The sequence below is a fragment of the Mesorhizobium maamorense genome, assembly GCF_044998965.1.
Lineage (GTDB): Bacteria > Pseudomonadota > Alphaproteobacteria > Rhizobiales > Rhizobiaceae > Mesorhizobium.
Map to the genome: position 1 here is coordinate 2299763 of NZ_CP173356.1, position 17364 is coordinate 2317126.

14 protein-coding genes and 4 pseudogenes are annotated in these 17364 nt (G+C 63.5%); 9 read left to right on the plus strand and 9 right to left on the minus strand.

What is annotated here, in order from left to right; translation table 11 throughout:
- Positions 1 to 268: 268 nt before the first annotated feature.
- The gene (locus ACIU1A_RS11910) at positions 269 to 667 is read left to right on the plus strand and encodes a hypothetical protein (RefSeq protein ID WP_404927363.1); all 399 of its coding nucleotides are present in this window, start codon (positions 269 to 271) and stop codon (positions 665 to 667) included.
- 66 nt (positions 668 to 733) lie between these two features.
- Here ACIU1A_RS11910 and ACIU1A_RS11915 read toward each other — a convergent pair.
- The 3 genes and pseudogenes from ACIU1A_RS11915 to ACIU1A_RS11925 all read right to left on the minus strand — a co-directional run bounded on the left by ACIU1A_RS11915 (position 734) and on the right by ACIU1A_RS11925 (position 3351).
- Positions 734 to 2304 (minus strand): annotated as a pseudogene (locus ACIU1A_RS11915) (GMC family oxidoreductase).
- A 48-nt stretch (positions 2305 to 2352) separates the two neighbouring features.
- Positions 2353 to 2883 (minus strand): gluconate 2-dehydrogenase subunit 3 family protein, encoded by a 531-nt coding sequence (locus tag ACIU1A_RS11920; protein WP_140818815.1) that lies wholly within the window; start codon positions 2881 to 2883, stop codon positions 2353 to 2355.
- Between the two features lie 72 nt (positions 2884 to 2955).
- Complete coding sequence (locus tag ACIU1A_RS11925; protein ID WP_140498876.1) at positions 2956 to 3351, minus strand: VOC family protein; 396 nt, start codon at positions 3349 to 3351, stop codon at positions 2956 to 2958.
- Positions 3352 to 3597: 246 nt separating this feature from the next.
- Here ACIU1A_RS11925 and ACIU1A_RS11930 point away from each other — a divergent pair, with 246 nt between their 5' ends.
- On the plus strand, positions 3598 to 3903 hold the full coding sequence (locus tag ACIU1A_RS11930; protein WP_140498878.1) for a ribbon-helix-helix domain-containing protein: 306 nt from the start codon (positions 3598 to 3600) through the stop codon (positions 3901 to 3903).
- Between the two features lie 71 nt (positions 3904 to 3974).
- On the opposite strand, the gene ACIU1A_RS11935 is transcribed toward ACIU1A_RS11930, so the two are convergent.
- From ACIU1A_RS11935 to ACIU1A_RS11945, 3 genes and pseudogenes are all read right to left on the minus strand, one after another.
- Positions 3975 to 4697: a DeoD-type purine-nucleoside phosphorylase gene (locus ACIU1A_RS11935; protein WP_140525366.1), complete on the minus strand. Its 723-nt coding sequence runs from the start codon at positions 4695 to 4697 to the stop codon at positions 3975 to 3977.
- Positions 4698 to 4857: 160 nt separating this feature from the next.
- Positions 4858 to 5016: pseudogene (locus ACIU1A_RS11940) on the minus strand (transposase); the annotation flags it as partial.
- Positions 5017 to 5142: 126 nt separating this feature from the next.
- Positions 5143 to 5986, minus strand: a pseudogene (locus ACIU1A_RS11945) (oxidoreductase).
- A 49-nt stretch (positions 5987 to 6035) separates the two neighbouring features.
- Between ACIU1A_RS11945 and ACIU1A_RS11950 the strand changes: the two are divergent.
- Positions 6036 to 6662 (plus strand): TetR/AcrR family transcriptional regulator, encoded by a 627-nt coding sequence (locus ACIU1A_RS11950; RefSeq protein WP_404927364.1) that lies wholly within the window; start codon positions 6036 to 6038, stop codon positions 6660 to 6662.
- Between the two features lie 55 nt (positions 6663 to 6717).
- Here the strand turns inward: ACIU1A_RS11950 and cckA are convergent, their stop codons facing one another.
- A complete protein-coding gene (gene cckA, locus ACIU1A_RS11955; protein WP_404927365.1) occupies positions 6718 to 9294 on the minus strand; it encodes a cell cycle histidine kinase CckA in 2577 nt (858 codons plus the stop codon).
- Positions 9295 to 9538: 244 nt separating this feature from the next.
- Between cckA and ACIU1A_RS11960 the strand changes: the two genes are divergently transcribed.
- The gene (locus tag ACIU1A_RS11960; protein WP_404927366.1) at positions 9539 to 10339 is read left to right on the plus strand and encodes a hypothetical protein; all 801 of its coding nucleotides are present in this window, start codon (positions 9539 to 9541) and stop codon (positions 10337 to 10339) included.
- Positions 10340 to 10412: 73 nt separating this feature from the next.
- Here ACIU1A_RS11960 and dksA read toward each other — a convergent pair whose 3' ends face one another.
- The gene (gene dksA / locus ACIU1A_RS11965; protein WP_140498888.1) at positions 10413 to 10829 is read right to left on the minus strand and encodes an RNA polymerase-binding protein DksA; all 417 of its coding nucleotides are present in this window, start codon (positions 10827 to 10829) and stop codon (positions 10413 to 10415) included.
- Between the two features lie 271 nt (positions 10830 to 11100).
- Here dksA and ACIU1A_RS11970 point away from each other — a divergent pair, with 271 nt between their 5' ends.
- From ACIU1A_RS11970 to ACIU1A_RS11985, 4 genes and pseudogenes are all read left to right on the plus strand, one after another.
- Positions 11101 to 11604 (plus strand): histidine phosphatase family protein, encoded by a 504-nt coding sequence (locus ACIU1A_RS11970; RefSeq protein WP_140498890.1) that lies wholly within the window; start codon positions 11101 to 11103, stop codon positions 11602 to 11604.
- A gap of 62 nt (positions 11605 to 11666) precedes the next feature.
- Positions 11667 to 13146, plus strand: a pseudogene (locus tag ACIU1A_RS11975) (YcjX family protein).
- Positions 13143 to 14264 carry a YcjF family protein gene (locus tag ACIU1A_RS11980; protein ID WP_404927367.1) on the plus strand — a complete coding sequence of 374 codons (1122 nt, stop codon included), beginning with the start codon at positions 13143 to 13145 and terminating at the stop codon, positions 14262 to 14264. Before ACIU1A_RS11975 ends, ACIU1A_RS11980 begins: the two are co-directional and overlap by 4 nt.
- A gap of 90 nt (positions 14265 to 14354) precedes the next feature.
- Positions 14355 to 14906 (plus strand): hypothetical protein, encoded by a 552-nt coding sequence (locus tag ACIU1A_RS11985; protein WP_140498896.1) that lies wholly within the window; start codon positions 14355 to 14357, stop codon positions 14904 to 14906.
- Positions 14907 to 14994: 88 nt separating this feature from the next.
- Here ACIU1A_RS11985 and ACIU1A_RS11990 read toward each other — a convergent pair whose 3' ends face one another.
- The gene (locus ACIU1A_RS11990) at positions 14995 to 15261 is read right to left on the minus strand and encodes a hypothetical protein (RefSeq protein ID WP_140547541.1); all 267 of its coding nucleotides are present in this window, start codon (positions 15259 to 15261) and stop codon (positions 14995 to 14997) included.
- Positions 15262 to 15524: 263 nt separating this feature from the next.
- Here ACIU1A_RS11990 and ACIU1A_RS11995 point away from each other — a divergent pair, with 263 nt between their 5' ends.
- The gene (locus tag ACIU1A_RS11995) at positions 15525 to 17360 is read left to right on the plus strand and encodes a monovalent cation:proton antiporter-2 (CPA2) family protein (RefSeq protein ID WP_404927368.1); all 1836 of its coding nucleotides are present in this window, start codon (positions 15525 to 15527) and stop codon (positions 17358 to 17360) included.
- Positions 17361 to 17364: the final 4 nt, after the last annotated feature.

A 17364-nucleotide genomic window follows, 5' to 3' on the forward strand; every position in this document is an offset into this window, starting at 1 on the left:
AACACCCATGCCAACCGCCGAGGCGGTCTCGCGGGAGGAGTTAATGCTCAATGTTATCAGCGGCTTGATGTATCGTACTTAGAGAAATCGTGAGCGCCCGGTTAAAAATTGGTTGAGAGAAATTTGCGCAGCGCACACGGTTTTTGCCTAATTTTCGTCCAATTTCTCCAAATGCCTAGATTTTGATCTCCGGACGCGGGCTGCACGCGACAAATATTGCGGTACGGCACACAAATGGGGCAAGTTCGCCTCTCAACCGAGCGACGTCATGGCATCCGGAATTTCACGCATCTCTACCGGCCTATTGTTTCTGGCGGCGGCGACCGGGGCGGCGCGAGCCGACTTCAGCGACGGCAAGATGCCCGACGGCATTTATCATTGCGAGGTCTACCTGCTCGGCATGTTCCTCAACCTCGGCGACATCACCATCAAGGGAGATGTCTATACCGGCCCAGTCACCTTCGGGACCGCCCAGCAGGGCTACAATTACCAGATGGACGCAAATGGGGTAATCTCCTGGCTGGGACCACTCGGCGGCTACACCGCCGGCGGCAACTCGTTGTCCCTCACTCAGGCGACTCTGGATGGCCAGGGCCCGCCCTCATTCGACATCATCATGAGACAGCCCGACGGCGCCTTCACCGCCTCGACCTGCACCAAGGGCTGAAAGTCGAGAAAAATGGCGCGGAACCCCGGTCGGGGCTCCGCGCCAGCAGGCAGTCGGGAGGTGGAACTAGATGCTTCTCGCTGACATTTGGCTGGCGATGTAATCGGCCTGCCGGATCGCCAGCGAGACGATCGTCAGCGTCGGGTTCTCGGCCGCGCCTGTCGTGAACTGGCTGCCGTCGGAAACGAACAGGTTCTTGATGTCGTGCGTCTGGCCGTGCTTGTTGACGACACCGTCGGCCGCCTTCTCGCTCATCCGGTTTGTGCCGAGATTATGGGTGGAAGGATAAGGCGGCGTCGGGAAAGTACGCGTCGCTCCAACCGCATCGTAGAGCGCCGTGGCCTGTTTGTAGGCATGATCGCGCATCGCCGTATCGTTGGGATGATCGTCGAAATGCACATCGGCGATCGGCATGCCGTGCTCGTCCTTTTCGTCGGCATGCAGCGTGATGCGGTTTTCTTCGCGCGGCATGTCCTCGCCGACGATCCACAGCCCTGCCATGTGGTCGTAATGGTCGAGCGCGGTGGTGAAGGAGCGGCCCCAAGCACCGGGATCGAGGAAGGCGCCATGAACGGCAGGCCGAGCGAAAGCGTCTCGAATTCGTAGCCGCCGACGAAACCGCGCGATGGATCATGCCGCGCCTCGTCGCGGATGATGCCGGCCATCGTGGTGCCGCGATACATGTGCACCGGTTTGTCGAAGATGGCATAGACCGAGCCGGTGGTGTGGCGCATGTAGTTCTTGCCCACCTGCCCCGATGAATTGGCGAGCCCGTCAGGGAACTTGCTCGAAGCCGAATTGAGCAGCAGGCGCGGGCTTTCAATCGAATTGCCGGCGACGGCGACGATGCGGGCCTTCTGCTCCTGCAGCTTGCCGTCCTTGTCGGCATAGACGACGCCGGTCACCTTTCCCGAGGCGTCATGGTTGATCTTGACGGCCATGGCGTTCGGCCTCACCTCGAGATGGCCTGTCGCTTCGCCTTTCGGGATCTCGGTGTAGAGCGTCGACCATTTGGCGCCCCATTTGCAGCCCTGGAAGCAGAAGCCGGTCTGCTGGCAGGACATCCGGTCGTCACGCTCGACCGAATTGATCGCCATGTTGCCGGTGTGGCATTCCTTGTAGCCGAGCTTGTCGGCGCCAGCCTTCAACAGCTTGAAATTATTGTTGCCCGGCAGCCTCGGCCAGTCATTGGTGCCGGTGACGCCCATCTTGGCTTCGGCCTTGGCGTAATAAGGCTCCATCTCGGCCAGCGTCACCGGCCAATCGAGCAGGTTCGCGCCCTCTACCTTGCCGTAGGTCGAGGCGGTCTTGAACTCATGCTCCTGGAAGCGCAGCGAAGCGCCGGCCCAGTGCGTGGTCGAGCCGCCGACCGATTTCACGATCCAGGCCGGCAGGTTCGGAAAATCCCTGGCTACGCGCCAGTCGCCCGAAGTCGTGCGCTTGTCTTTCCAGGCGAGTTGGGCAAAGGAGTCCCACTCGTCATTGATGAAGTCGTCGAATTCGTGGCGTGCGCCGGCCTCCAGGATGACGACGTCGATGCCCTTCTGGGCGAGTTCATTGCCGAGCGTGCCGCCGCCGGCCCCCGAGCCGATGATGACGACCAAATTGTCGTTTTTCAGATCAAATGCTGCTGCCATGGTTTCCTCCCATGATTTCGATTTTGCTGGGTGGCGAGAGGAGCCGGCTCAGAGCCACTCGATGTCGTCGAAGCCGCGCGCGATATAGCCGCCCTTGGAATAGGATTCGCCCTCATAGCCAAAGACCGGCCAGACCTCCTTCTGGTTGTAGAGGCTGACGACGAGGCCCCCGCGCACCGCCTGGAAGAAAGGCGTGGCTTCGACCTGCTTCAGCACTGCGACACGCTGATCCTCCCAACCAAGGTTCCGGTAGCCGCCCTTGCCGGACCTCTTGTCGAGATCGGCGATGCCGTTCTCGATGAGATCCCTATGTGCGGCATCCTTGCCGGCCTGCTCGTCATGGCTCTTGACCGCGACGGCGTAATATTTGTCGGGAAGCTGATCGTGCGGGTAGACGTCCCGCGCCATCTGGATCAGCGTCGCCATCGTCTCCGGCTTCAGCGCCGACGTTTCGAGGCCCCAGGCATGTTCCGGGCTGATGACCGCGCTGCCGGAAATGACGAGCAAGGCTCCGACGCCGCCGCGCTTCAGAAGCTCGCGCCGCGAAAGCCCGGGCCTGCTTTCATAGATCGTGACCATATTTTCCTCCCTGCTTGCTGGTTGCATCCATGGGATGCCTTGGCTGGCGCCGCGCACGCGCGGCCGCGATCTCTATTGGAACCTGCCTCCTCGTTGCAGAACCTCGATCCTATAGCCGTCCGGATCCTCGATGAAGAAGAAGCGTGCGATCAGCGAACCGTCACGGTTGAATTCGACGATCTTCTTCGGGTTGAGGCCGAGCGCGCCGAGCCGATCGTGCTCGCCGTCGAGATCGACGACCGAAACCGCGAGATGGCCGTAGCCATCGCCAAGCGCATAAGGCTCCTGCCGACCCTTGTTCACGGTCAGTTCGACTTCGAATTGCGTCTCGGCATTGCTGAGGTAGATGAGCGTGAACGTGTCGAAATCCAGCCTTTCGGCGACATCGAGGCCGAAGGCATTTCTGTAGAAATCGACGGAGCGGGTCTCGTCGAGAACCCGGATCATGGTGTGGATTGCCTTCGCCAAATCAGTCCTCGCCACTCGATGCTTCGAAGGTGATTATGCGCGGCGACGGCAAAAGATGGTGGCAGCCGGTTACCACGCTTCGAAGATCGACTCGCCTGACAATCGCAAGGACGAAAGTCCGATTGCTGTTCAGCCGATTTTGCCGGAGAATGCTGTCGGGGACAAAGGCCGCGTCGCCTCTGGCGGCAAAAGCATCTGTCCACCCAAAATCAACGCCAAAAATCAACGAACGTGGGAGGTTGTCGGATGTGCAGGGTATTTGCGGCCCAGGACCCCGAAGGTTATCGTCAGATCAACCGGTCGATCCGCATCGACGGATATTCGACCAGCATCCAGCTTGAGGCGACGTTTTGGGCACTGCTCGACGAAATCGCCGAAAGCCAGGACCTGACGACGCCGAAATTCATCTCGAAACTCTATGACGAGGCCATCGAGATCAATGGCGAGATTCCCAACTTCGCCTCCATGCTGCGCACCACCTGCGCGCTCTATCTGCGCAGCCACCGGCCGGGTATGGAAGACCAGATGCCGCCGAAATGGGAAGCCGCCTGAAGAATCCAGAAAAGTGCCCCCCGGCTTTGTGTTCGGAATGCATCAGGAACTGGGGCGGCTCGGCGGGCCTATCACGCACCGGGCCGATCGGCGGCGGCGATTTCCAGCGCCAGCCGCGTCATGTCGGTAAAAAGATCCTGGCGCTCTGCATATTGGGTCTGTTCGCCGCTGTCGATATCGTCGACCACCGTGCAGATCGATAGCGCACGGGCCCCGAAATGCCTGGAAATGCGATAGAGCGCACTGGTCTCCATGTCCACGGCTAGTGCGCCGGCTGCCTGCGCATCGGCAAAACGGGCGCGTCCCTGCGGATGGTGGAAGACGTCGCTGCATGCCGTCAGCCCGGCACGATGGTCGATGCCGAGTTCGGCCGCCTTCGCCAATGCGCGAGCAAACAGCGCCGGGTCCGGCCCGGCTGCAGCGTCATAGAGGCCGAAAACCTGACCGCTTCGGGCGCTTTCGGGCCGCACCGATTGCGAGATGACGAGGCTGCGTAGTTTTACCTCAGCGGTCAGCCCGCCGCAGGTGCCGGTACGGATCAAAGTCCGCACACCGTAGCCGTCCAGCAGCTCATGCGCATAGATCAGGAAGGAGGATACGCCGATGCCGGTCGCCTGGATGCTGACCGGCTGACCACGAAACAGGCCAGTGAAGCCAAGGGCACCGCGCCGGCGGTTGATGCAGCGTGGGGCCTCCAGGAATGTCATGGCCATCCATTCGGCGCGCTGGGGGTCGCCCGGCAACAGCACAATGTCGGCGTAGTCACCCTCGCTGGCTTCGATGTGTGGCGTCAACAGCTCGTCCCTGCCGTTTCATCCACAATCATGGCCTTGTCGCAGTATTGCGCAAGAGGGCATTCGGGAACGCTAATACACGGAAACTTCGTTTCAGGACGACAATATCACGAAAACAAAGAGTTAAAGCGGCCGGCGACTCCATCAAAGCTGAACTGTTCTAGGACGTAGACTCACAAGCGCGGAGCCACAGCCGCATTGAGGCGAGCTGGACCATGGCGAGGAAGTTGGCGGCGAGCTTGTCGTAGCGGGTGGCGACACGCCAGAAGTGCTTCAGCTCAGAGAAGAACCGCTCGATCAGGTTGCGCTCGCGATAGAGCCGCTGAAGCAAGGCTTCACTTGGTTGCTCTTCGGCGGGATGTTCGGCCGGCGGTCACAGGCCGCCCCAATTGCAGGCTGATGAAGACGCGCGGCGCGTCTTCATCAGCCGACGCACTCCAAGCGCTCATGATGCGAAGCTGGTTGATCGCGAAAGCTCCTCCCACGCGCTGATTTCGCTCCGCATCGCGTCGAGCTTCTGGTCGACCAGCCCCAGCGCGTCGTCGCCCAGGAACAGCCGTACCGGCGGGTTCGCGGCATCGACCAGCACGAGCAACGCCTGCGCGGCCTTGGCCGGATCGCCCGGTTGGTTGCCGCTCTTGGCCTGTCGCGCGGCGCGGATCGGGTCCATGACCGCGTCATAGTCGGCAATGCTGCGCGGCGTGCGATCCATCGAGCGTCCGGCCCAATCCGTGCGGAATTGGCCGGGAGCGAGCGCCGTCACCCGAATTCCAAAGCCTGCTACTTCCTTGCCGAGCGCTTCGGAAATGCCTTCGAGCGCGAATTTGCTTCCGCAATAGAAGGTGATCCCGGGCATGGTGATGAAGCCGCCCATGGACGTGACGTTGATGATATGGCCGCGACGCCGCTCGCGCATGCCCGGCAGCACCGCCTTGATCATCGCGACGGGCCCGAAGACGTTGGCGGCGAACTGGCCGCTGGAGATCGTCCAGGGAGGACTCCTCCAGCACGCCCTCATGGCCGTAGCCGGCGTTGTTCACCAGCACGTCGATTGGACCCGCCTGCCGTTCCGCCGCGGTGACAGCCGCCGGGACCGTCTCGAAATCGGTCACGTCCAGCAAGAGCGGGTGGGCGCGATCGGGCGCGAGCGCGGCGAAGATCTCGGCGTCGGCTTCCCGCCGCACGGTGCCGATCACCCGATGGCCCGCTTCAAGCGCGCCTCTTGCAAATGCTCGCCCCAGCCCGGAGCTGACACCGGTGATGAGGAATGTCTTAGGGGTGGAAGTCATGGTTCACTCCGGGCTATGATTGAAACTATATCATGATATAGATAACAGCATGACACTAAACAAGACCAAGGTTGCTCCGACCGCCACGCGGGGTGAGCCGCTTCGCCGGCGTGTGATCGATGCGGCGGAGCGACTGCTCCGACAGGGTAAGGCCGATTTCTCGATGCGCGACCTCGCCACCGAGGCCGGAGTCAGTTTCGCGACGCCGTTCAATCAGTTCGGGAGCAAGGCCGCGATCATGCATGCCCTTTCGCGGCGGCGGATCGATACGATGGCCCAGCGCTTTGCCGGGATGTCACCGCCTGCCGATGCCGCAGGCCGCGTGCTGTTGGCCATCGATACCGCGGTCGAGGTGATGTTGGAGGAGCCGGAGATAAACCGGGCCGTGATGGGATGGATCGGCACGGCCGGCCCGTCCCCCGGAAAGGTCCTAGCGCACTCCACAACCTTGTGGTCGCTGGCCCTTGGAGCGGGCGAAGGCTTGATCGCGGCCGGCAGGCAGGAGGCGCTGCGCAGTTTGCCGGAGCAGCTCGCATTTGCCTTTCGTGGGGTCCTGTCATTCTGGACCGCCGGCGAACTGCCGGATGAGGCGCTTGCCTCGAAGGCGCGAGAGATCGCAAAAACCTTGCTGCTCGGATTTGCTGAACGGCCGCTATTCGGCGATTCCGCCTCCTAAGCTGCCCTCCGGGAACCACCAATCTCGGCCATTTCCCGATTTATGGGTTCACGGCCTAAGACTCCAGCATGTCCTTGACGATCGTTGCCAACTGCTTGAGCGAAAACGGTTTCGGCAGGAATCCGAAATGCGCGTCCGCCGGCAGGTTCCTGGCGAATGCATCCTCGGCATAGCCGGACACGAAGACGAACTTGATGTCCGGCTGGCGCTTGCGCAGTTCGCCGAGCAGCGTCGGCCCGTCCATCTCCGGCATCACCACATCCGAAACCACGATGTCGACCTTGCCGCCGAGCGCTTCGAACACTTCCAGCGCCTCGACCCCGGAGGACGCCTCGTGCACGGTATAGCCGCGCGAGGTCAGTGCCCGCATGCCGCCCATGCGCACCGCATCCTCGTCCTCGACCAGCAGCACCGTGGCCGACCCGGACAAATCCTTGCCTGTCTCGGCCGACTTGGCAGGTACCGCTGCCGGTGCTTCCCCGGGTTCGCCTGCCTTCTTTGCCTCGGCGATGTGGCGCGGCAGGAAGATGCGGAAGATCGAACCCTTGCCGACCTCGGAATCGCAGAAGATAAAGCCGCCGGTCTGCTTGATGATGCCGTAGACCATGGACAGGCCAAGGCCGGTGCCCTTGCCGACCTCCTTGGTGGTGAAGAACGGTTCGAATATCTTCTTCAGCACGTCGGGCGCGATGCCGCTGCCGGTGTCCTCGACCTCGGCCACCACATAGTCCGCTGGGGTGAGTTCGCGATAGGGGAAGGTCTTGCACTCCTCGGCGGTCACATTGCGGGTGCGCACCGTGAGGTCGCCGCCCGCCGGCATTGCATCGCGCGCGTTGACCGCCAGGTTGACCACCACCTGCTCGAACTGGCCGATATCGACCTTGACCGGCCAAAGATCGCGACCGTGGTCGATCTTCAGCTTGATGTCGTTGCCGACCAGACGGGCGAGCAACATCCTGAGATCGGCGAGCACGTCGGTGAGGTTCAGCACTTCCGGCCGCAGCGTCTGCTTGCGCGAAAAGGCCAGCAACTGCCGCACCAGCGAGGCTGCCCGGTTGGCATTCTGCTTGATGTTCATGATGTCGGGGAAGGATGGATCCGACGGCCGATGGTTGGTCAGAAGCAGATCCGACGCCATGATGATGGCGGTCAGCACATTGTTGAAGTCGTGCGCGATGCCGCCGGCAAGCTGGCCGACCGCCTGCATCTTCTGGCTTTGCGCCATCTGCCCTTCGAGCGCCTTCTGCTCCGTCGTCTCGACGGCGTAGACGATGGCCGACTCCTCGGCCCCCTCGCCGCCTGTGCCGTCGGCGACCGCATTGACGTAAAAACGGATGTGGCGCTCCTCATTGCCGGGCAGAAGCGTGTCGATCGGCTCGATATCGGCCTGCCGCTGCCTTGCCTTTTCGAAGGCCGCGGCAAAGGCCGGGCGGTCACGTTCGTGGATGACGGTGTCGAGCCGCATGCGGCGATCGACGGCGTCCCGGTCGACGACCGATGAAAACAGCGAAAGGAACGGCGCATTGGTGCGCAGGATGCGCCCGCTGGCGTCGACGCCGGCGATCGCCATCGGCGTCGAGTTGAAGAAGCGGGTGAACCGCACTTCCGAAGCGCGCAGGTCCGCCGAGGCGTCCTCGCCTTGCGTGCGGTTGAGCACGATCGTGCGCGTCGGACCGTTGAGGCCTTCGCGGCTGGCTGAAACGCGATGCATGAAGCGCACCGGCAGCGCCTCGCCCGTCATTGTCGTGAGGTCGAGATCGATGACCGCGTTGCGCGTCGTACCGGGGTCGGCCTTGACCGAGCGCACCAGCGCCATGCCGTCGCCGGCGACGATCTCCGGCAGGGAGACGGCGCCGGGCGTGAAGCTGGCAAGGTCGATGCCCAGCCATTCGGCGAGCGTGGCGTTGATATAGGTGACGCGGCCTTCCTGGTCGGCGGAAAAGAAGCCGGCGGGCGCGTGGTCGAGATGATCGATCGCCTTCTGCAGGTCCAGGAAGAAACGCTCCTGCTCGGCGCGTTCCTGCGAAATGTCGGCAAGTTGCCAGGCGAGCATCGGCGGCCGCTGGCCCGGCACGCTGAAGGTGCGAGCGCGGGCGCGATACCAGCGCGCGCCTGGCTCAGCGCCAGGCTTGATCGACTGCGCGAGCCGGAACTCGCCGTCGCCCGGCTGGCCGTCACGCAGGCCGGAGGCCAGTCGGTAGATGGTGACCGAAGCTTCCGGAACATCCGAAAGCAGCCCCTCGACCGTCTTCAGGTCGGCCGCGGAAGAGGCTCCGGTCATGTCGGCATAGGCGCGGTTGGCGTAGACCACGCGGCCCTTGGTGTCCGTGACCAGAAGGCCCTGCGACATCAGATCGACGAATGCTTTCGACAGTTCGTCACCCGTCGAGCGTGGCGTGATCTGCACGAAGCCAATTGCCGTGGCGAATAGGAAGCCGACGCCGATCATCGCCAGCACGCCGAGCATGCCCAGCAGGAAAGGGTCGCCGAGCCGCTCGCGGAACAGGCCGAAAACGATCGCGGCCCCCGTCAGGACGGCAATGAAGATGACGAGCCGGGTAACGGCGCCCGGCCGCGTGTTCTGATCGACGATCGGTACCGGATAGAAATCGCCGCGCGTTTCCTTGGCCATGTGCCCCCTGCTCTTGAAGTCCGGTGTTCCGATACTCGCCGCAATGTGTGCCGACGCCCGCCCCTGTCGGGTTGAATCATATTCTCCTGGTCCCGAAAAGGCCCGGGCGGCAAATGTCAGATAAAAATGATGTCGGCCGGCCCTCCAGTGTTTCAAGCTGTTCATGAAGCGTGAAAGGCAACTTGCGGTAGCCCGCCGCAACGGTCTAGTGTCGCGTCACTTCCAAACCGATCAGGGGGAACCAATGCTGCAATGGCTGGATAGCGTAGCGGGCCCCGGCTATGTAGCGGCACTGCTGTGGACCTTCGCGGCGCTGGTCCTGCTGGTCATCGTCCTCATCATCGTCAAACTCGTTCGCAACCTGACCTTCGGCACCTTTGTCGCGGGCGGCCGGAACCGCAAGACGCGGCTTGCGGTCATGGACGCCACCGCCGTCGACAGCCATCGCCGCCTGGTGCTGGTGCGCCGCGACGACATCGAGCATCTGCTTTTGATCGGCGGCCCGACCGATGTCGTCGTCGAGCGTGACATCCGCCTTTCTGCGCCACGCCGTCCCGCGCTGACCGGAGATGGCGGTTCGCAGCAGCCTGTCGCGGTGGCAAAGCCGCGTCCGCCTCAGCCCACCCCGGCGCCGGCGAGACAGGCACCTGCTCCGCAGCCGGTGAGCGCAGCGCCGCCCGCCCGCCAGCGCGCTCCGGAGCCGGTGCCGAAGCCGGGGGCGCAGGGTTATCAGCCGACCAATGTCACGCCTCTGCCTTCCTACGGCTCCGCAAACGTCAATGCCGTCCGGCATGCCCCGCCGCCGGCTTCACCACCGCCGGGGCAGGAAAGCATCGATGAAACGCTGATGAAGGAACTCGAGGTTTCGCTCGACCAGCCCCGCTCGAGCAGTCCGGCGAATAAGCCGGTGGCAAAAGCACCGCCGTCGCTCGACGACGAGATGACCAGGCTTCTGGGCGAACTCTCCAGCCAGAAAAAGATGAGCAGCGCTTGCGCCCGGTCCGAAAAACCGATCGGAGTTTTGCGCGCATCGCCCGGGTTCTGAAAAAAGAAATGGCCGGAAAACCGGCCATTTCGAGAGCGATATCGCTGAAATCTTCTTGAATGCAGACCGCAGGCTAATCGTCGCGATAGACCTTCTCGCGGCGCTCGTGGCGCTCCTGCGCTTCGATCGACAAGGTTGCAATCGGGCGGGCATCCAGCCGCTTCAGCGCGATCGGTTCGCCGGTCTCCTCGCAATAGCCGTAAGTGCCTTCCTCGATGCGCTGCAAGGCCGAATCGATCTTTGCGATGAGTTTCCGCTGGCGGTCGCGCGCCCTGAGTTCGATGGCGCGGTCGGTTTCCGAAGAGGCGCGGTCGGCTAGATCGGGATGATTGGCGTTTTCCTGCTGTAGGATTTCGAGGGTTTCGCGCGCTTCGCGCAATATGTCATTCTTCCAGGTGACGAGCTTTGAGCGGAAGTAGGATTTCTGCCGCTCGTTCATGAACGGCTCGTCTTCGGAGGGTACGTAATCGGCGGTAACGGCATCGTTCATTCGACTCACCCAAACAGCCCCAAATTTGGCGCCTATATATTCGCGGTCAAACGCCTGCACAAGCGCAATCGATTACCGATTCACGCAATTGTTAATCTGCCTCGATGAGCGCGATTGAGGTGATTCGGGCTGGTCTTAGGTACCGGATCCTTCGAACTGGCGGCCGCCGGCTGATGATTCGTCATGTCCGAAAAACGACTGCCATTGTGCGCCACGCCGTTCTTATGGCTAATCACGGCACGGTACGGGCTGTTGGCACGGTGGAGGTTGGGTGAGCAGGCTTTATCTGTTGAGGCACGCCAAAGCCGGATGGGCGCTGCCCGGCATGCGTGATTTCGATCGCCCGCTCGATGCGTCCGGCCGCGCTGATGCGGAGGCGATGGGCATCGCCATGCGGTCGCGCTCCTATGTGCCCGATCTGACGCTTTGCTCCACAGCCCGGCGCGCGAAGGAGACGCTGGAAGGCGTGGCCGGTCGGGCCGACACCGGCCGGGTTCTGTTCGTGGACGCGCTCTACAGCGAGGACGCGGCCGCGTACCTCAGCCTCATCCGGGACAATGGTGGGGTGGGTTCGATGCTGCTCGTCGGCCACAATCCGATGACGGAGGATCTCGCCATGGCGGTGTCCGGCGATGGCGAGGAAAGCGCCCGCGCCATGCTCAATCATGGTTTCCCGACCTCGGGCCTGGCGGTCGTGCGCTTCAGCGGCGATCTTGCCGGGGCCGCCCAGGGTGCCGGCTATCTCGAGGCATTCCTGACGCCGGCTGACCTCTGACGCCATTTCAAACCAGCACGGCAACGCCTATATCGGACCTGTCGCAGCATCGAGAGACAATTTTGGCGTCATCGCTGACCACTTTCACCGACGAGGCGAGAATTGCGCTCGACACGCTTTCGGGCCGCGCCAGCGGGCTATTTTCGCCGTCGCTGCGGCTGGGCGTCACGGGCCTTTCCAGGGCGGGCAAGACGGTTTTCATCTCGGCGCTGGTCCACAACCTTATTCACGGCGGGCGCCTGCCGCTGTTCGAGGCGCAGAAATCCGGGCGCATCGCGCGCGCTTTCCTCGAAGAGCAGCCCGACGACGCGGTGCCGCGATTCCAGTACGAGGACCATATCGCCGCCTTGGTGAACGACCGCGTCTGGCCCGATTCGACACGCGCCATCTCCGAATTGCGGCTGACCATCGAATATGAATCGGCCTCCGGCTGGAACAGGATGTTTTCCTCCGGAAAACTGTCGGTCGACATCGTCGACTATCCCGGCGAATGGCTGCTCGACCTGCCGCTGCTCGGCAAGTCCTTCGCCGATTTTTCGCGCGAAGCCCTTGAAATGGCTGCGTTGCCGGTGCGCGAGGATCTGTCGCGCGCCTGGCGGGCGCTATCGGCCGAGATCGACCCGAATGCCGATGCCGAGGAGATGACGGCGCGCCGCCTGGCCGAGGATTTCGCCGCCTATCTCAAAGCCTGCAAGCTCGACGAGCGGGCGCTTTCGACTTTGCCGCCGGGCCGTTTCTTGATGCCTGGCGATCTCGAAGGCTCGCCCGCATTGACCTTCGCGCCTCTGGCCAGCCTGGGCGACAAGCGCCCGCGCAGCGGCTCGCTGCACGCGATGATGGAAAGGCGCTACGAGGCCTACAAGACCCATGTCGTTAAACCCTTCTTCCGCGAACACATCACCCGGCTCGACCGCCAGATCGTGCTGATCGACGCCATGCAGGCGCTGAACGCCGGCCCCGGAGCCATGGCCGACCTGGAGCGCGCGGTGACCGAGATCCTCGCCTGTTTCCGTCCTGGACGCGGCAGCTTCCTCACCGATCTTTTCTCGCGGCGCATCGATCGTATCCTGATCGCCGCTACCAAGGCCGACCACCTGCATCACGACAGCCATGACCGCTTGCAGGCGATCGTGCGGCGGCTGGCAGACCGCGCCGTGGCGCGGGCGAATTTCACCGGCGCCGGCGTCGACGTCGTTGCCACGGCGGCGGTGCGCGCAACACGGGAAGGCACCGTCAAACAGGGCCGCGAGACATTGCCGGTCATCATCGGCACACCGCTCGCGGGCGAGACAATCAATGGCGACACCTTTGACGGGAAAGCTGAAACGGCCATTATTTCCCGGTGATTTACCGGAGAAAATTGATGCTGTCTTCGAAGCTCCCGGGGGAGCGCACAGGCAGGACAATACCGACCCGGCGATCCGCTTCGTGCGTTTTCGCCCGCCAAAACTCGAGCGCACGGCCGAGGGCGTCATGCTGTCACTGCCGCATATCCGGCTCGACCGTGCCTTGCAGTTCCTGATCGGAGACTATCTGGCATGACCGCGCCCCGCAAGCCGGCGGCATTCCGCATCGAACCGGAGGCCACATCGCACCAGGACGCGGCGCAGGCGCGCCGTGCCCAGGCCGGGGCGCCGGAGGCGCGCCGTGTCCAGACCGACACACAGCGCAAGCCCCGCGCGGTGAAGAGCGATGTCGCGCTGGTCATCCCGTCGGAGATCGACGTGTTCGACGAGCCGGACATCGTCGCTGCCGAACCGCCGCCGGCAGTCGCTCGCAGGAAACGTTCATTGCTTGGCTCCATCTTCTTCGGCGCGTTCGGGGTGCTGGTTTCGCTGGCCATCGGCCTGTGGACCGATCAGCTCATTCGCGATCTGTTCGCGCGCGCCGAGTGGCTGGGTTGGCTGGCCGCCGGCATGGCTGCCGTCGCCGTGCTGGCGCTGGTGGTGATCCTGATTCGCGAGTTCCTGGCGATCGCCCGGCTTGCCGAGGTCGAAAAGCTGCAGAAGCGTGCGCTCGACGCGATTGCACGCGACGATCCCAAGGCGGCGCGATCGGTGGTCGACGAGCTGTCGGCCTTCGTCGCGGCCAAACCCGAAACGGCTGCGGGCAGGCGCGCGCTGGCCGAACTGCGCGACGAGATCATCGATGGCGCCAATCTGGTGCGTCTCGCCGAAGCGGAGATCCTTGGCCCTCTCGACGCCAGGGCCAAGATTATGATCCTGGAAGCCGCCAAACGCGTGTCGCTGGTGACGGCCGTCAGTCCGCGTGCGCTCGTCGACGTAGCCTATGTCGTGTTCGAGGCGGGGCGCCTCATCCGGCGCCTTTCGGAACTCTATGGCGGGCGGCCGGGAACACTGGGTTTCTTTCGCCTGGCGCGCAGCGTGCTGGCGCATCTGGCGGTCACCGGTTCGATCGCCGTCGGCGACAGTTTCGTCCAGCAGATCGTCGGCCACGGCCTGGCTGCGCGCCTCTCCGCCAAGCTCGGCGAAGGCGTCGTCAACGGCATGATGACGGCGCGCATCGGCATCGCCGCGATGGAGACGGCGCGCCCCCTGCCCTTCAGTGCGGCAAAACGGCCGGGACTGGGTGATTTCCTCTCCGCGCTGACATCGTTCGCAAGCAGGAAGGAAAGCGAGAACACCCCGCCTGGCAAGTGAACGACGACCTTGGCAGTGACGAAGCATTAACCAATCTTGTTCATGGTCGCACTGGTTCCAAAACAGCCTCTTTGTTGCCGGGTGTCGTCGATGAAAAGCGTAATTCTGTCCAGCCTGTTGCCCCTGGCGGTTGCGATCACCACTGTCGCCGGCATTGCCGCACAGGCGTCCGCGGCGGAGCCGGACAAGCAGTTCTTCCGGTCCGCCGAAGGCAAGTGGGTGGGCCCGGGCGAGATCGTTGCCGGCAAATACAAGGGCACGAAGTTCAATTGCAGCTTCACCGGCTCGACGCCCGACGGCAAGATGGGCATGACGCTCGACGGCGGCTGCCGTGTGGGCATGTTCACCCAGCCGATGTCGGCCAAGATCGAGCGCAAGGGGCGCGATTACAAGGGCTCCTTCATGGGCGGCGCGGCCGGTGCCGGCCTCGATATCATCGGCGGCAATGTGGTCGATGCCCGCAAGGTGGTGTTCACCATCAACCGCAACCAGCTGCGCGGCGTCATGCAGGCACGCATCCCCGACGACAATTCGATGACGGTGACGGTTGCAGTGCGCGTCGCGGACCAGCTGGTGCCGGTGATCGGCATGAGCCTGAAGCGGGTCGACGCGATCGAAGTCGGCTCCATCGCGCCGAACTGAGCGCGTATCAACCGCCTGTAACCAAACACAAAAAAAGAGACGGCGGCCCATCGCCACCGCCTCCTTTTGAAGACGTCGATAGGAACGATCAGCCCTTGATCGCCGCCGTCACCTCGTCATAGGCCTTGCAGGCGTCGGCCAGGGTCGTGGTGCCCTGATATTTGGTCGTCACCTCTTGCACCTTGGCCGTCAGATCGGCCGCCTTGGACGGATCCTTGGTAACCGCCTCCTGCAGCGCGGCGGCCATGTCCTGCGCCTTCTTGGTGGCGACCTCGGCCGTGCACTCAGGCGCCTTGGAGCAAGCCGAGCCGGCGAGCACCGCCAGGCCGACGGCAACGAGCAAAAACTTCTTCATGTCAGTCATCTCCTCAAAAAGGGCGCGACTTGATCGCCACACCCTCCACTGGCCGAAGCCGAGCGTGCTTAACCTCCGATTGCAGCCAGACGCAACGCGGCCTCGCGCTCAACTTGTGTAACATGCCTGCAACATTGCCCGCCGCAGGATTCGGGCTGTTACATGCCCGCCGAAGCCCCTATCCTTGGGGCGCTGGCGCCTGATCCGAGGCGTCTTGACCCGACCGCACAGGCTGCGGTCCTCAAACGAGCGGAATGGCGGGAATGGCGGCAGAGGCAGCGGGCAGCGAGCTTGTTCAGGTGGTGGCGCTGCTCGCCGCGGGTGTTGTCGCCGTTCCGATCTTCAAACGTATGGGCCTGGGTTCGATTCTCGGCTATCTGGCCGCGGGCGTGGTGATCGGCCCGTTCGGCATCGGTGTGTTTTCCGAATCGGGAGCCATCCTCCACGTCGCCGAGCTCGGCGTCGTCATGTTCCTGTTCATTATCGGGCTGGAGATGCAGCCGTCGCGGCTCTGGGGCTTGCGCCGCGAGATCTTCGGCCTGGGCGCGCTTCAGGTCGGGATCTGCGCGGTCTTGCTGACCGGTGTGGGAATAGCCGGAGGCTTTTCCATCGCGCAATCCTTCGTCGCCGGAGCCGGCTTCGTGCTGACCTCGACGGCGATCGTCATGCAGCTTCTGGAAGAGCGCGGCGAAATCGCCTCGCCCAAGGGCCAGCGCATCGTCTCCATCCTGCTGCTGGAGGATCTGGCGATCGTGCCGCTGCTGGCCCTGATCGCGTTCCTGGCGCCAGGCGGCACCGACACCAGCCTGTCGGAGCGGCTGGCCGAGGTCGGCATCGGCCTTGCCGCGATCATTGGCCTAGTGCTGGCCGGACGTTTTCTGCTCAACCCTTTCTTCCGTATCCTGGCGGATGCCCGCGCCCGCGAGGTGATGACGGCGGCTGCCCTTCTGGTCGTTCTCGGATCCGCCCTTGCCATGCAGCTCAGCGGCCTGTCGATGGCGATGGGCGCGTTCCTGGCTGGCGTGCTGCTATCCGAATCGACCTTTCGCCACCAGCTCGAAGCCGACATCGAACCGTTTCGCGGCATCCTGCTCGGCCTGTTCTTTCTCGCCGTGGGTATGTCGCTCGACCTGCATGTGGTGGTTCAGAACTGGCGGCTGATCGCCGTCTATGTCGTTGCCTACATGGTCATGAAGGCGCTCGGCATCTACGTCGTCGCCCGCATCCTGAAGTCGGGCCATCGCGAGGCCCTGGAACGCGCCGTCTTCATGGCGCAAGGCGGCGAATTCGCCTTCGTCCTCTATTCGGCTGCCGCTTCGGTCGGCATCATCGACGGCCAGGCCAACGCGACGCTGACGGCCATCGTCATCATCTCCATGGTGCTGACGCCGCTGGCGATCGTCGCGTTGCGGTATCTGACGCCGCGCGACGAGCTGTCGCTGGATGGCGTCGACGTCGCCGAAGGGCTGACCGGCAGCGTGCTGATCATCGGATTCGGCCGTTTCGGCCAGATCGCCAGCCAGCCATTGCTGCTGCGCGGCATCGACGTGTCGATCATCGACAACGATGTCGAGATGATCCAGGCGGCGGCCGATTTCGGCTTCAAGGTCTATTACGGCGACGGCACGCGGCTGGACATCCTGCACGCTGCCGGTGCCGGGCGCGCACGCGCCGTGCTCATCTGCGTCGACAAACCCGATGCCGCCGTACGCATCGCCGAGCTCGTCAAAGCCGAGTTTCCCTTGCTCACCGTGCTGGCGCGCGCCTTCGACCGAGGCACCGCGCTACAGCTCATCCGCACAGGCGTCGACTATCAGCTGCGTGAAACATTCGAATCGGCGCTGGTTTTTGGCGGTTCGACGCTGGAGGCCCTGGGCGTCGACCCGGAAGACGTCGCCGAGGTGGTCGAAGACGTCCGCCGCCGCGACACCGCCCGCTTCGAGACGCAACTCGCCGAAGGCATCCGCTCCGGACAGCGCTTCCTGAAGGGCAATATCGGCACGCCGATCCCGACGCCGCTCTCCACGCCGCGCCGCCCCGGCCAGGCGCTCAACGAGGAAACGGCCGGCGTTCTGCACAAGTCCGAGCCGGCGGATTGATAGG